Origin of the sequence: Streptomyces sp. GS7 (assembly GCF_009834125.1) — a bacterium.
Classification (GTDB): domain Bacteria; phylum Actinomycetota; class Actinomycetes; order Streptomycetales; family Streptomycetaceae; genus Streptomyces.
Genome location: NZ_CP047146.1, coordinates 2,917,748 through 2,932,010 on the forward strand (window position 1 = coordinate 2,917,748; position 14,263 = coordinate 2,932,010).

Annotated in this window: 12 protein-coding genes; 10 read left to right on the plus strand and 2 right to left on the minus strand. The window is 71.9% G+C overall.

The genetic code is table 11. From position 1 onward, the window contains the following. The first annotated feature begins 83 nt into the window (after positions 1 to 83). From ruvB to GR130_RS12675, 9 genes are all read left to right on the plus strand, one after another. Positions 84 to 1,169: a Holliday junction branch migration DNA helicase RuvB gene (ruvB, locus tag GR130_RS12635; protein WP_159504815.1), complete on the plus strand. Its 1,086-nt coding sequence runs from the start codon at positions 84 to 86 to the stop codon at positions 1,167 to 1,169. 162 nt (positions 1,170 to 1,331) lie between these two features. Then, entirely contained in the window at positions 1,332 to 1,892 is a 561-nt protein-coding gene (gene yajC / locus GR130_RS12640; RefSeq protein WP_159504816.1) for a preprotein translocase subunit YajC, read from the plus strand. A gap of 150 nt (positions 1,893 to 2,042) precedes the next feature. Further along, entirely contained in the window at positions 2,043 to 3,788 is a 1,746-nt protein-coding gene (gene secD, locus GR130_RS12645) for a protein translocase subunit SecD (protein WP_159504817.1), read from the plus strand. Position 3,789: 1 nt separating this feature from the next. Beyond that, the gene (gene secF, locus GR130_RS12650) at positions 3,790 to 4,890 is read left to right on the plus strand and encodes a protein translocase subunit SecF (protein ID WP_159504818.1); all 1,101 of its coding nucleotides are present in this window, start codon (positions 3,790 to 3,792) and stop codon (positions 4,888 to 4,890) included. Then, entirely contained in the window at positions 4,887 to 5,435 is a 549-nt protein-coding gene (locus GR130_RS12655; RefSeq protein ID WP_159504819.1) for an adenine phosphoribosyltransferase, read from the plus strand. The genes secF and GR130_RS12655 overlap by 4 nt, the downstream gene beginning before the upstream one ends. Before the next feature lie 172 nt (positions 5,436 to 5,607). After that, on the plus strand, positions 5,608 to 8,175 hold the full coding sequence (locus tag GR130_RS12660; RefSeq protein ID WP_159504820.1) for a RelA/SpoT family protein: 2,568 nt from the start codon (positions 5,608 to 5,610) through the stop codon (positions 8,173 to 8,175). 19 nt (positions 8,176 to 8,194) lie between these two features. After that, the gene (locus GR130_RS12665) at positions 8,195 to 9,490 is read left to right on the plus strand and encodes a serine/threonine-protein kinase (RefSeq protein WP_159504821.1); all 1,296 of its coding nucleotides are present in this window, start codon (positions 8,195 to 8,197) and stop codon (positions 9,488 to 9,490) included. Continuing rightward, positions 9,483 to 9,878, plus strand: coding sequence for an effector-associated constant component EACC1 (locus GR130_RS12670; protein WP_159504822.1), 396 nt, complete (start codon positions 9,483 to 9,485; stop codon positions 9,876 to 9,878). Before GR130_RS12665 ends, GR130_RS12670 begins: the two co-directional genes overlap by 8 nt. After that, the gene (locus GR130_RS12675) at positions 9,862 to 11,004 is read left to right on the plus strand and encodes a caspase, EACC1-associated type (RefSeq protein WP_159504823.1); all 1,143 of its coding nucleotides are present in this window, start codon (positions 9,862 to 9,864) and stop codon (positions 11,002 to 11,004) included. Before GR130_RS12670 ends, GR130_RS12675 begins: the two co-directional genes overlap by 17 nt. Before the next feature lie 68 nt (positions 11,005 to 11,072). Here GR130_RS12675 and GR130_RS12680 read toward each other — a convergent pair whose 3' ends face one another. Both GR130_RS12680 and GR130_RS12685 read right to left on the minus strand, forming a co-directional pair. After that, positions 11,073 to 12,302: a DUF349 domain-containing protein gene (locus GR130_RS12680; protein WP_159504824.1), complete on the minus strand. Its 1,230-nt coding sequence runs from the start codon at positions 12,300 to 12,302 to the stop codon at positions 11,073 to 11,075. A 239-nt stretch (positions 12,303 to 12,541) separates the two neighbouring features. Beyond that, on the minus strand, positions 12,542 to 13,375 hold the full coding sequence (locus tag GR130_RS12685; protein WP_159504825.1) for a peptidylprolyl isomerase: 834 nt from the start codon (positions 13,373 to 13,375) through the stop codon (positions 12,542 to 12,544). Between the two features lie 160 nt (positions 13,376 to 13,535). Between GR130_RS12685 and GR130_RS12690 the strand changes: the two genes are divergently transcribed. After that, the gene (locus tag GR130_RS12690) at positions 13,536 to 14,252 is read left to right on the plus strand and encodes an MBL fold metallo-hydrolase (RefSeq protein ID WP_159504826.1); all 717 of its coding nucleotides are present in this window, start codon (positions 13,536 to 13,538) and stop codon (positions 14,250 to 14,252) included. Positions 14,253 to 14,263: the final 11 nt, after the last annotated feature.

The following is a 14,263-nucleotide window of genomic DNA, read 5'->3' on the forward strand; positions in this document are numbered from 1 at the left end:
CGCGCCGCCGTCCGGGCCCCGCGCCCCCGACCGTACGACCACGCAGGCGGCTCGGCCGCCCCGACCCCGCGAGGCAATCCGCAGTGAACTGGGACGACACCGCACCGCCCACCGCCGAGGACGCCGCCGGCGTCGCGGCCGACCGGCTGGTGGCGGCCGACGCCGATGGCGAGGACACCGCCGTCGAGGCCGCGCTCCGGCCCAAGGACCTGGAGGAGTTCGTCGGCCAGGAGCGGGTCCGCGAACAGCTCGACCTGGTGCTGAAGGCGGCCCGCGCCCGCGGCGCCACCGCCGACCACGTGCTGCTCTCCGGGGCTCCCGGGCTGGGCAAGACGACCCTCTCGATGATCATCGCGGCCGAGATGGGCGCCCCGATCCGGATCACCTCCGGCCCGGCCATCCAGCACGCCGGCGACCTCGCGGCGATCCTCTCCTCCCTCCAGGAGGGCGAGGTCCTCTTCCTCGACGAGATCCACCGGATGTCCCGGCCCGCCGAGGAAATGCTCTACATGGCCATGGAGGACTTCCGGGTCGACGTGATCGTCGGCAAGGGCCCGGGCGCCACCGCCATCCCTCTGGAGCTGCCCCCGTTCACGCTCGTCGGCGCCACGACCCGGGCCGGCCTGCTGCCGCCGCCGCTGCGCGACCGCTTCGGCTTCACCGGCCACATGGAGTTCTACGCCCCCGCCGAGCTCCAGCGCGTCATCCACCGCTCCGCCGGTCTGCTCGACGTCGCCATAGAGACCGAGGGAGCCGCCGAGATCGCCGGCCGCTCCCGGGGCACGCCCCGGATCGCCAACCGCCTGCTGCGCCGGGTGCGCGACTACGCCCAGGTCAAGGCGGACGGGGTGATCACCCGCGAGGTCGCCTCGCAGGCCCTGGGGGTCTACGAGGTCGACGGCCGTGGTCTGGACCGGCTCGACCGGGCGGTGCTCACCGCCCTGCTCAAGCTGTTCGGCGGTGGCCCGGTGGGCCTGTCCACCCTGGCGGTCGCGGTGGGGGAGGAGCGCGAGACGGTCGAGGAGGTCGCCGAGCCGTTCCTCGTACGGGAGGGGCTGCTGGCGCGTACGCCGCGTGGCCGGATCGCGACCCCGGCGGCCTGGACGCACATGGGGCTGGTCCCGCAGCAGGCGGGCGGCGGCGCGCAGCAGGGCTTGTTCGGGGCATGACGGCGCGGAGACTCGCCCGCTGAGGAACTGCGGTGCGATGCTGGGCGTTGTTCCACTGGTGGAGACTCGCTTAGACTCCGCCGATGCCGTCCGTGTGGGCGGTGTATCCACCCCCGCTATATGAGACCGCGGAGCAGCGGTCGTGCGAAGGATTTCCGTCCCGTGAGTATCGTGACTCTCCTCCCGTTCATCGTCCTCATCGGGGCCATGTTCCTGATGACGCGGTCCGCCAAGAAGAAGCAGCAGGCGGCCCAGCAGATGCGCGATGACATGCAGGCCGGCACCGGCGTCCGGACGATCGGTGGCATGTACGCCACCGTCAAGGAAATCCACGAGGACACCGTCCTCCTGGAGGTCGCCCCCGGCGTGCACGCCATCTACGCCAAGAACGCCATCGGCGCGGTGCTCGCGGATGAGGAGTACAACCGCATTCTGGACGGTGCCGACCCGATCGCCGGTGACGAGCAGCCGGTCGTCCCGGACGACATCTCGTCGCTGACCGGTGCCGGTGCCGACGAGGCCACCGAAAAGGGTGACAAGGCCGACAAGATCGACCTCGGCAAGACCGAGGCCGAGGCCGAGCCCGCCGCCGACGAGGCAGCCAAGGTCGACGGCGACAAGGCCGACAAGGCCGACAAGGCCGCCAAGGCCGAGGAGCCCGCCAAGGCCGAGGCCGACACCGCCAAGGAAGACAAGAAGGCCGGCGGCGCCGACGCGAAGTAGTCCGTTCTCCGGGAACCGCGGCACGCCCCCGATCGGGCGCACCGCGGTTCCCGGACGGTCTAGGCTCCGGCGGGGGCACGTCCCCACAAGACTTCGTGGCCGCTCGGCAGACATCCCAGGCCGAGGGGTTGGACAGGGAGAAACGACAAGGTGGCAGCACCGAAAAAGGGCCGCAGGGCGCCCGCTAGCCAGGGGCATCCAGGGCGCACCCTGATCCTGGTCCTGATCGCGATGGCGGGGCTGGTCGGAGGCATGTTCTCCACCGGCACGCTGACCCCCCGACTGGGCATCGACCTGGCGGGCGGCACCAGTTTCACGCTGGCGGCGCAGAACCAGCCGGGCAAGCCCAACGCGATCAACGAGACCAACATGAACACCGCCGCCGGCATCATGGAGCGGCGGGTCAACGGTCTCGGTGTGACCGAGTCCGAGGTCCAGACGCAGGGCAGCAACCACATCATCGTGAACATCCCCAAGGGGACGGACGCGAAGCAGGCCCGCCAGCAGGTCGGCACCACCGCGCAGCTCGCCTTCCGGCCGGTGCTGACCACCACCGCGGGCACCAAGACCCCGCAGCCCACGCCCAGCCCCTCCCAGAGCGGCAAGAACGGCAAGGGCGGCGGCGAGCAGGCCACCGGCAAGAACGCCTCGCCGTCGCCGAGCGCGAGTGCCACGGCCCAGGGCCGCGCCGTCACGGACGCCCTGAAGAAGCCGTCCGCGGCGCCGTCCGCCTCCGGGACGGCCAAGCCCTCCGCCCAGCCGACGCCGCCCGCCCCCGGCGGCGCGGACGTCCCGCCGGCCCTGCAGAAGCAGCTCGGCGCGCTGGACTGCTCCACGAAGCAGAGCCGGGCGACCGCCGGTGAGCAGGCCGCGGGCGCCAAGCCGACCGACCCGGTCGTGGCCTGCAAGGACGACGGTTCGCAGAAGTACGTGCTCGGCCCGGTCGGCGTCGAGGGCACGGACGTCAAGGACGCCAAGGCGGTCTTCGACAGCCAGCAGGGCCAGGGCTGGATCGTCCAGATGGACTTCACCTCCGACGGCGGCAAGAAGTTCGCGGACATCACCGGCAAGCTCGCCACCAAGACGCCGCCGCAGAACCAGTTCGCGATCGTCCTGGACGGCGCGGTGGTCTCCGACCCGCGCGTCAGCGAGCGGCTCAACGGCGGCAACGCCACGATCTCCGGCGGCTTCACCCAGCAGTCGGCGCAGGACCTGGGCAACATGCTCTCGTACGGTGCGCTGCCGCTGTCCTTCAAGATCGACGACGAGACCACGGTGACCGCGGCGCTCGGTGGCGAGCAGCTGCACGCCGGTCTGGTCGCCGGTGCCATCGGCCTGGCGCTGGTCATCGTCTACCTGGTCGCCTACTACCGGGGGCTGGCGCTGGTCGCGCTGGCGAGCCTGCTCGTCTCGGCGATCCTGACGTACACGATCATGACGCTGCTCGGTCCGGCCATCGGGTTCGCGCTGAACCTCCCGGCGGTCTGCGGCGCCATCGTGGCGATCGGTATCACCGCCGACTCGTTCATCGTCTACTTCGAACGCATCCGGGACGAGATCCGCGAGGGGCGCACGCTGCGCCCGGCCGTCGAGCGCGGCTGGCCTCGGGCCCGCCGGACGATCCTGGTCTCCGACTTCGTGTCGTTCCTGGCCGCCGCGGTGCTGTTCATCGTCACCGTCGGCAAGGTGCAGGGCTTCGCGTTCACGCTGGGCCTGACCACCCTGCTCGACGTCGTCGTGGTCTTCCTCTTCACCAAGCCGCTGATGACGCTGCTGGCCCGGCGGAAGTTCTTCTCCGAAGGACACCCCTGGTCCGGCCTCGATCCCAAGCGCCTGGGCGCCAAGCCGCCGCTGCGCCGCCGTCGCACCGCCCCCACCCAGACGAAGGAGGCGTGAGATGTCCAAGCTCGGCAACATCGGCGCCCGGCTCTACCGCGGTGAGGTCGGCTACGACTTCATCGGCAAGCGGATGATCTGGTACGGCGTCTCGATCCTCATCACCATCACGGCCATCGTCGGCCTGTCGGTGCGCGGTCTGAACATGGGCATCGAGTTCTCCGGCGGTGCGGTCTTCACCACCCCGAACACCTCGGTGACGACGGAGGAGGCCCAGCACCGGGCGGAGTCCGCGGCCGGCGGCCACCAGGCCATGGTGCAGAAGCTCGGCGGCGGCGCGCTGCGCATCCAGATCAGCGGTCTGGACACCAAGCAGGCGCTGCCCGTCCAGGAAGAGCTGGCCAAGGACCTCAACGTCCCGGTCAAGGACGTCAACACCCAGCTGGTCGGCCCGAGTTGGGGCCAGCAGATCGCCGACAAGGCATGGCTGGGCCTGGGGATCTTCATGGTCCTCGTGGTGCTCTATCTGGCCATCGCCTTCGAGTGGCGGATGGCGCTGGCCGCGCTGGTCGCGCTGGTCCACGACCTGACGATCACGGTCGGCGTCTACGCCCTGGTCGGCTTCGAGGTCACCCCGGGCACGGTCATCGGTCTGCTGACGATCCTCGGTTACTCCCTCTACGACACGGTCGTCGTCTTCGACAGCCTGAAGGAAGCCTCCAAGGACATCACCAAGCAGAGCCGCTTCACGTACGGCGAGATCGCCAACCGCAGCATCAACGGCACCCTGGTGCGGTCGATCAACACCACGGTCGTGGCGCTGCTCCCGGTCGCCGGTCTGCTGTTCGTCGGCGGTGGGGTGCTCGGCGCCGGCATGCTCAACGACATCTCGCTGGCCCTGTTCGTGGGTCTGGCCGCCGGTGCCTACTCCTCGATCTTCATCGCGACGCCGCTGGTCGCCGACCTCAAGGGCCGTGAGCCGCAGATGCAGGCGCTCGCCAGGCGGGTCCTCGCGAAGCGCGCCGTGTCGGAGGCCAAGGAGGCGGGCGAGGACGGGCAGCCGGCCGCCGACGAGGCCGAGGACGCCGCGGTCGTCGGCCCGCGGCAGCAGCCCGCCTCCCGCAGCCGGGGGCGCGGCGGCCCGTCGGGGAAGCGCCGATGACCGCCTCCCCGGAGCTGCGCGAGCTCCTGCTGAGCCGGATCTCCGACGTCCCGGACTACCCGAAGCCGGGCGTGATGTTCAAGGACATCACCCCGTTGCTCGCCGACCCGGCCGCGTTCGCCGCGCTGACCGGCGCCTTCGTCGACCTGTGCGAGCGCCACCGCGCCGACAAGGTCGTCGGCCTGGAGGCCCGGGGCTTCATCCTCGCCGCCCCGGTCGCGGTCTCCGCCGGTATCGGTTTCGTACCGGTGCGCAAGGCGGGCAAGCTGCCCGGCACGACGCTCGGCCAGGCGTACGAGCTGGAGTACGGCACCGCCGAGATCGAGCTGCACGCCGACGCCCTGGCGCCCGGCGACCGGGTGCTGGTGATCGACGACGTCCTCGCCACCGGCGGCACCGCGGACGCGTCGATGCAGCTCATCCGGCGTGCGGGTGCGGAGGTCGCGGGTCTGGCGGTGCTGCTGGAGCTGGGCTTCCTGGCCGGGCGGCAGCGGCTGGAGCCGGGCCTGAAGGGCGCTCCGCTGGAGGCGCTGATCACGATCTGAGCCGGTCTTCGGCACGGTGCGGGCGGCAGGGGCATCCGGAACATTCCGGGTGCCCCTGCCGCTGTGTCATGTACGGAGCCATGGCCGCGCGGCGGCCGTGGCCATGGGCTCGATACCATGGCATCCCGGCCGCTTCGAGGTCCTGGGGTCCGTACCCGCATGAGGAGTGCTCTTGCCAGACGAGGCCCAGCCGCTCTCCCCCGGACTGCGTCCGGCGGGAACCCCTGCCGCGCGCCCGGACGAGCCGAAGCCGAAGGACACGGCTTCCTCCGCCGCGCCGAAGCCCGAGCGGCAGAGCGCGGCCGGCGGCACCGCCAAGCCCCGGCCGACCGCAGACCGGCCCGCCGGGCCCCAGGCCCCCGCCGACCGGCCCCGCCCGGCCCCCGCGGCGCAGCCGCCGGCCGGGGGCAAGCCGCTGCCGCCCGCCTCCCTGGGCCGCTCCGGCTCGCCCAACCGCGTCCGGGCCCGCCTGGCCCGTCTGGGCGTCCAGCGCTCCAGCCCGTACAACCCGGTCCTCGAACCGCTGCTGCGGGCCGTGCGCGGCAACGACCCCAAGATCGAGACCGCCACGCTGCGCCAGGTCGAGCGGGCCTACCAGGTCGCCGAGCGCTGGCATCGCGGCCAGAAGCGCAAGAGCGGCGACCCGTACATCACCCACCCGCTCGCGGTCACCACCATCCTCGCCGAGCTGGGCATGGACCCGGCGACCCTGATGGCGGGACTGCTGCACGACACCGTCGAGGACACCGAGTACGGACTCGACACCCTGCGCCGGGACTTCGGCGACCAGGTCGCGCTGCTCGTCGACGGCGTCACCAAGCTGGACAAGGTCAAGTTCGGCGAGGCCGCGCAGGCGGAGACGGTCCGCAAGATGGTCGTCGCGATGGCCAAGGACCCGCGGGTGCTGGTCATCAAGCTCGCCGACCGGCTGCACAACATGCGCACCATGCGCTACCTCAAGCGGGAGAAGCAGGAGAAGAAGGCCCGCGAGACGCTGGAGATCTACGCCCCGCTGGCGCACCGGCTGGGCATGAACACCATCAAGTGGGAGCTGGAGGACCTCGCGTTCGCGATCCTCTACCCCAAGATGTACGACGAGATCGTCCGGCTGGTCGCCGAGCGCGCCCCCAAACGGGACGAGTATCTGGCGATAGTGACCGACGAGGTCCAGGCCGACCTCCGGGCCGCCCGCATCAAGGCCACCGTCACCGGCCGCCCCAAGCACTACTACAGCGTCTACCAGAAGATGATCGTGCGCGGGCGCGACTTCGCCGAGATCTACGACCTGGTGGGCATCCGGGTCCTCGTCGACACGGTCCGGGACTGCTACGCGGCCCTGGGCACCATCCACGCGCGGTGGAATCCGGTCCCCGGCCGGTTCAAGGACTACATCGCGATGCCCAAGTTCAACATGTACCAGTCGCTGCACACGACCGTGATCGGCCCCAGCGGCAAGCCCGTTGAACTCCAGATCCGCACCTTCGACATGCACCGCCGCGCCGAGTACGGCATCGCCGCGCACTGGAAGTACAAGCAGGAGGCGGTCGCCGGGGCCTCCAAGGTGCGTACCGACGTGCCCAAGGGCACCGGCAAGGGCGCCGGCCAGGACACCGTCAACGACATGGCCTGGCTGCGGCAGTTGCTGGACTGGCAGAAGGAGACCGAGGACCCGGGCGAGTTCCTGGAGTCGCTGCGCTTCGACCTCTCGCGCAACGAGGTCTTCGTCTTCACGCCGAAGGGCGATGTGATAGCGCTGCCGGCCGGCGCCACCCCGGTCGACTTCGCGTACGCGGTGCACACCGAGGTCGGCCACCGCACGATAGGAGCGCGGGTCAACGGGCGGCTGGTACCGCTCGAATCGACCCTGGACAACGGTGACCTGGTGGAGGTCTTCACCTCCAAGGCGGCCGGCGCGGGTCCGTCCCGCGACTGGCTCAGCTTCGTCAAGTCCCCGCGGGCCCGCAACAAGATCCGCGCGTGGTTCTCCAAGGAGCGCCGCGACGAGGCCATCGAGCAGGGCAAGGACGCCATCGCGCGCGCCATGCGCAAGCAGAACCTGCCCATCCAGCGAATCCTGACCGGCGACTCCCTGGTCACCCTCGCGCACGAGATGCGCTACCCGGACATCTCCTCGCTCTACGCCGCCATCGGCGAGGGCCATGTCGCCGCGCAGAGCGTCGTCCAGAAGCTGGTGCAGGCGCTCGGCGGGCAGGACGAGGCCACCGAGGACATCGCCGAGTCGACGCCGATCCGGCCGCGCTCCAAGCGCCGGTCCAGCACCGATCCGGGCGTCGTCGTCAAGGGCGTCGACGATGTCTGGGTCAAGCTGGCCCGCTGCTGTACGCCGGTGCCGGGCGACCCCATCATCGGGTTCGTCACCCGCGGCAGCGGCGTCTCGGTGCACCGCGCCGACTGCGTCAACGTCGACTCGCTGTCCCGGCAGCCCGAGCGGATCCTGGACGTCGAGTGGGCGCCCACCCAGTCCTCGGTCTTCCTGGTCGCCATCCAGGTCGAGGCGCTGGACCGCTCCCGGCTGCTGTCGGACGTCACCCGGGTGCTGTCCGACCAGCACGTCAACATCCTGTCCGCGGCGGTCCAGACCTCCCGCGACCGGGTCGCCACCTCGCGCTTCACCTTCGAGATGGGCGACCCCAAGCATCTGGGCCATGTCCTCAAGGCCGTCAGGGGAGTTGAGGGCGTCTACGACGTCTACCGGGTGACCTCGGCACGCAGGCCCTGAGAGAGCGGCGGGGGACACGATGGGGGAGGAACTGCTCGGCGGGCGCTACCGCCTCGTCCGGCTGATCGGCCGCGGCGGGATGGGCGCCGTCCACGAGGCGCTGGACACCGGGCTGGACCGCCGGGTGGCGGTCAAGCGGCTGCTGGCCGCCGGCGGTCTCGACTCCGGCTCGACGGCCCTGCGGCGCTTCCAGCGGGAGGCTCAGGCGCTGGCCCGGATCAGCCACCCGGGAGTGGTCCACGTCTACGACAGCGGCGTCCACGAGGGCACGCCGTACATCGTGATGGAACTGCTGGACGGGGTGGGGCCGGCGGCGCTGGTGGAGGCCCACGGACCGCTGCCGCCGGCGCTGGCCGCCGAGATCGGGCTGGGCATGTGCCGGGCGCTGGCCGCCGCGCACGCCGCCGGCGTCCTGCACCGCGACGTCAAACCGACCAATGTCACCGTCACCCGTGCCGGCCGGGTGGTGCTCCAGGACTTCGGCCTGGCCCGGCTCGCCGAGGAGCCGGCCATCACCCAGGCCGGCGCGCTGCTCGGCACCCCGCAGTACATGGCCCCGGAGCTGATCCGCGGTGAACTCCCCGGCCCGGAAGCCGACTTGTACGGGCTCGGCGCCTGCCTGTACCTGATGCTCACCGGCACGCCGCCGCTGGGCGCGGACGCCGTCGACGTCGGCGTGCTGGTGGAACGGGCGGTGGGGCCGGGTATCCCGCGGCTGGCCGAGCGGTACGGCAGCGGCATTCCGCATGCCCTGGCGCACCTCGTGGACACGCTGTGCGGGCAGGAAGCCGGCCGGCGGCCGGCCGCCGCCGATGTCGAGGGGCTGTTGGCCGGGCTGCCGACCGCGGACGACCAGCGCGCGTTACGCGAGCTGGTGGCCCGCTGCGTCCGCGAGCAGGCCGTGGAGTTCGTCTACAGTCCGCCGGCCCAGGACTCCTCGGTGCCGGAAGTGCTGGACTGGGCGGCGATTCCCGGCCCGGTGCCCGCCACCCCGGACGCCCACCGGCCGCTGACCCTGAGCGACGGCACCCTTCAGATGATGCTCAGCGGCATGACGGCGGACAACGCCCGGTCCCGGCAGCGCGAGGCGGTCAACCTGGTGCTGCGCGGCGATCTCCAGGAGGCGGTGCGGATGCTCACCGCGGTCGCCCAGGTCTGCGCCTCGGCCCTGGGTCCGGACCATCCGACCACCTTGACCAGCCAGTACTGGCAGGCGGTGTGCCTGGCGCGGCTGGGCGCCGGGGCGGAAGCACTGGAACTGTTCTCACGGGTCAACACACGGACCGAGCAGAGGAGGGGGCGGGATCATGACTGATCTCGACGTACGGGTGACGACGGAGCCGGGGGGCGACGCGGAGGAGGAACTCCGGTCCCTGATGCGGTGGCTGCACGACGACGAGGAACTGAGCCGCCGGGTACGCGGCCGGCTCGGCGCCGCCCGCGGGCCCCGGCCCGGCGAGATGGGCACCGGCTTCGACCTGCTCCAGCTGGCGATCGGCACCGCGGTGTCCGGCGGCTCGCTCGCGGTCTCGGTCCTCCAATGGCGCGACTCGCGCCGCCGCGCCCCCGAACTCACCCTGCGTTCGGGGGAGATGGAGGTCAGGATCCCGCGTGGTGCGGTCGGCGACCCGGAGACGCTGCGCCGGATCGCCGCGCTGCTCGACGAACCCCAGGAGCCCGGGGGCGATGACCGGACTGCCTGATCCGGCCGCCTCCCGGGCCGTGCTGCTCGGCACCGCCTCCTACCACCACCTCGACGCGCTCCCGGCCGTCGAGGCCAACCTCCGGGACCTCGCGGGGACCCTCGGCGACGCCACGGTCTGGGGACTGCCCGCACCGCACTGCGAGGTGGTCCTCGACCCGGGGAGCGCCGCCGCCATGCTCGACCCCGTGCACCGCGCCGGCGACCAGGCCACCGACACCCTCGTCGTCTACTACGCGGGCCACGGCATGCGGGACTCCGAGTCGGCCGACCTCTATCTCGGCCTGACCGGTTCGCGGGACGGCGTCGGCTACACCGCGGTCGCCTACCAGCATCTGCGCGGCGCCATCCGCGGCGCCCGGGCCCGCCGCAAGGTGATCGTCCTGGACTGCTGCTTCAGCGGCCGGGCCGCCCGTACGCTCGCCGGGCGCGCCGATGTGCTGGCCGCCCAGGCCGCGGTGGACGGCGCCTACGTTCTGACCGCCTCCCCGCGGGACCGGGTCGCCCTGGCACCGGACGGCGAGCCGCACACCGCCTTCACGGGCGAACTGCTCGGCATCCTCCGGCACGGCATCACCGACGGCCCGGAGCTGATCGACCTCGAAACCCTCTACCGGGCCCTGGACGAGCGGCTGCGGGCCAAGAACCGGCCGCTGCCGCAGCGCTCGCAGGAGAACGGCGTGGGACGGCTGCCACTGGCCCGCAACCGGGCGCTGGCGCGGCGCCGCGCGCCCGCCGGGCCGGTGCTCGACGCCGAGGTCCGCGCCGCGATGGTCGCGTCCGGCCTGAGCCTGGCGCGGATGCTGCGGGCGACCGGCAACAGCCGGGACGCGCTGCCGGTGCTGCGGCTCGCCCTCCGGGAGCGCGGACCGGACGGCCGGGGCAGCCTCCCCGCCGTCCAGCTGGAACTCTCCGAACTCCTCGCCGAGACCGGGCAGATCAAGGAGGCCATCGAGGTCCTGGAGCAGGCGTTCCACCAGACCCACCAGGTCTACGGCCCGGAAGCGGTGCTGGTCTGCCGGCGGCTGGCCGATCTGCTCCAGGAGTCCGGCAACCACATCCAGGCGTGTGAGGTCCTCAAGCACGCCCTCGACCTGACGGAGACGGCGCGGCGCAGCCGGCGGTGAGCCGGGCCCGGCACGCGGACGGCCCGCCGGGAAACCCCGGCGGGCCGTCGCGTACGGGCACAGCGTGCTCAGCCGCCGAACTCCTCCAGGCCCTTGAGCGCCTGGTCCAGCAGCGCCTTGCGGCCCTCCAGCTCGCGGCCGAGCTTGTCGGCCTTGGCGTCGTTGCCTGCCGCCCGCGCCGCGTCGATCTGCTTCTGGAGCTTGTCGACGGCGTCCTGCAGCTGGCCGGTCAGCCCCGCGGCCCGCGCCCGCGCCTCGGGGTTCGTACGCCGCCACTCGGCTTCCTCGGCGTCCTGGATGGCCCGCTCGACGGCGTGCATCCGGCCCTCGATCTTCGGGCGGGCGTCCCGCGGCACATGGCCGATGGCCTCCCACCGCTCGTTGATCGCCCGGAACGCGGACCGTGCCGCCTTCAGGTCGGTCACCGGGAGCAGCTTCTCCGCCTCGACGGCCAGCTCCTCCTTGCGGGTCAGGTTCTCCCGCTGCTCGGCGTCCCGCTCCGCGAAGACCTCGCCGCGCGCCTGGAAGAACACGTCCTGGGCGCCGCGGAAGCGGTTCCACAGGTCGTCCTCGTGCTCGCGCTGGGCGCGGCCCGCGGCCTTCCAGTCCGTCATCAGCTCGCGGTAGCGGGCGGCGGTGGCGCCCCAGTCCGTCGAGCCGGACAGCGCCTCGGCCTCGGCGACCAGCTTCTCCTTGGCCTTGCGGGACTCCTCGCGCTGCGCGTCCAGCGAGGCGAAGTGCGCCTTGCGCCGCTTGGAGAACGCCGAGCGGGCGTGCGAGAAGCGGTGCCACAGCTCGTCGTCGGTCTTGCGGTCCAGCCGCGGCAGGCCCTTCCAGATGTCGACCAGCGCCCGCAGCCGCTCACCGGCCGCCCGCCACTGCTCGCTGGCCGCCAGCTCCTCCGCCTCGACGACCAGCTTCTCCTTGGACTGCCGGGCCTCGTCGCTCTGCTTGGCCTTCTGGGCCTTGCGCTCCTCGCGGCGCGACTCGACCGTGCCGACGAGCGCGTCCAGCCGCTTTCTCAGTGCCTCCAGGTCGCCCACCGCGTGGTGCTCGTCCACCTGCACGCGCAGGTGGTCGATCGCGGTCATGGCGTCCTTCGCCGAGAGGTCGGTGGTCTTGACCCGCCGCTCCAGGAGGCCGATCTCGACGACCAGGCCCTCATACTTGCGCTCGAAGTAGGCAAGGGCCTCCTCGGGAGTTCCCGCCTGCCACGATCCGACGACCTGCTCGCCGTCGGCGGTACGCACGTACACGGTCCCCGTCTCATCGACGCGGCCCCATGGGTCGCTGCTCACAGCGCCTCCTCCACATGATGCCGACGGGGCGTGCGGCCCCCCGGCATCGTCCACAGTTTCTGTCCGGCCGGGCAGCGCCCTGGCCGGTCCGACGGGCTGTCTTGCGGGTGAGGGTGGTCAGGCCGTCGGAGCAGGCACCCTACACAACGCCAATCTAGGCGACCGGCGGTCGGCTGTCCGCATCCAGCACGACCGAAATTCCAGATGGGACGACGGGCGCCGCCCCTTCCGGCCGGCGCTCAGGACTTCGTGACGGCCGCCTTGTCGATCACGACGGTGGCGTTGGGCGCGGTGTTGCCGTTGGCCGGATCGGGCCGCGAACCGGCGGCGGCGATCTTCTTCAGGACGTCCATACCGCCGGTGATCCTCCCGAACGGCGTGTAGTTCGGCGGCAACTGGCTGTCCTGATAGACGAGGAAGAACTGACTGCCGCCGGAATCACGGGTCTTGTCGTCCTTGCCGTCGTAGCGGTTGGCCATCGCGACCGTGCCCGCCGGATAGACATCGCCCTTGATCCGGGGGTCCTTGAGGTTCTCGTCCGGGATGGTGTAGCCGGGCGTCCCCTCGCCGGTGCCCTTCGGGTCGCCGCACTGCAGGACGTAGATCTGCGAGTCGACCAGGCGGTGGCACCGGCTGTGGTCGAAGTAGCCCTGGCCGGCCAGGAAGGCGAAGGAGTTGACGGTGTGCGGCGCCTTGCCGGCGTCCAGCGTGAACGTGATCCGGCCGCAGGTGGTGTCCAGCCGCGCGGTGTACGACGCCGAGGTGTCGATGGCCATCGCCGGCTCCTTGGGCCAGGTCTTCGTCGACGGCGCGCCCTTCGCGGGCCTGCCGCACGGGTCGGCGGCCTGGGAGGGCGCCGGGGACACCGCGTCGTTGTAGGCCCCCTGGCGCACGCTGCCGGTCAGCGACACCGAGGCGTACGCGGCGACGCCCGCGGCGAGCACGACGGTCAGGGACGACGCGATGATCACGTTGCGGCGCCGGTACCTGCGGGACTTCTCGGCCCGGCGCTCCTGCTGGCGCTCGTACTTCTGCCGGGCGAGCTGCCGCCGCCGCTGATCGTTGCTGACCACCGGTCGTCTCCTTGTCCTGAGCATCGATCGCTGCCGTCTGCCGTGGCCGTACCGTATACGGGTTCGCCCTGCCGGGAGTCGCGCCGGTAGGCTCTGGAGCTGCCGGGATGTTCCGGGCGCGGCCCCGCGGGCCGGCCCCCACCGATCTTTAAGGACGAACGTGCTGATTGCCGGGTTCCCCGCCGGGGCCTGGGGGACCAACTGCTACTTGGTCGCCCCCGCCGCCGGCGAGGAGTGCGTGATCATCGACCCGGGCCATCAGGCGGCCCAGGGAGTCGAGGACGCGGTCAGGAAGCATCGGCTCAAGCCCGTCGCGGTCGTCCTCACCCACGGGCACATCGACCATGTCGCCTCGGTCGTCCCGGTGTGCGGCGCGCACGACGTCCCCGCCTGGATCCACCCCGCCGACCGCTACATGATGAGCGACCCGGAGAAGGCCCTGGGCCGCTCCATCGGGCAGCAGCTCATGGGCGAGCTGACCGTGGGGGAGCCGGACGACGTCAAGGAGCTGACCGACGGCGCCGCTTTGGAACTCGCCGGGATGGAGTTCTCCGTCGCGCACGCCCCGGGCCATACCAAGGGGTCGGTGACCTTCCGGATGCCCGAGCAGGCGGACGTGCCGCCGGTCTTCTTCTCGGGCGACCTGCTGTTCGCCGGCTCCATCGGACGCACCGACATGCCGGGCGGCGACCACGCCGAGATCCTCCGGTCGCTGGAGCGCGTGTGCCTCCCGCTGGACGACTCGACCGTGGTCCTCTCCGGCCACGGCCCCCAGACCACCATCGGCCGCGAGCGCGCCACCAACCCCTTCCTGAGGCAGGTGGCCGCCGGCCTCGGAGACGGCATCCCGAACGCCGCTCCGCGACGAGGAATGTGACGAGACCTTCC

Coding starts and splice junctions, on each gene's coding strand:
- GR130_RS12675 (WP_159504823.1), top strand. CDS start 9,862: ATGACCGGACTGCCTGATCCGGCCGCCTCCCGGGCCGTGCTGCTCGGC.
- GR130_RS12665 (WP_159504821.1), top strand. CDS start 8,195: ATGGGGGAGGAACTGCTCGGCGGGCGCTACCGCCTCGTCCGGCTGATC.
- secF (WP_159504818.1), top strand. CDS start 3,790: ATGTCCAAGCTCGGCAACATCGGCGCCCGGCTCTACCGCGGTGAGGTC.
- GR130_RS12670 (WP_159504822.1), top strand. CDS start 9,483: ATGACTGATCTCGACGTACGGGTGACGACGGAGCCGGGGGGCGACGCG.
- GR130_RS12655 (WP_159504819.1), top strand. CDS start 4,887: ATGACCGCCTCCCCGGAGCTGCGCGAGCTCCTGCTGAGCCGGATCTCC.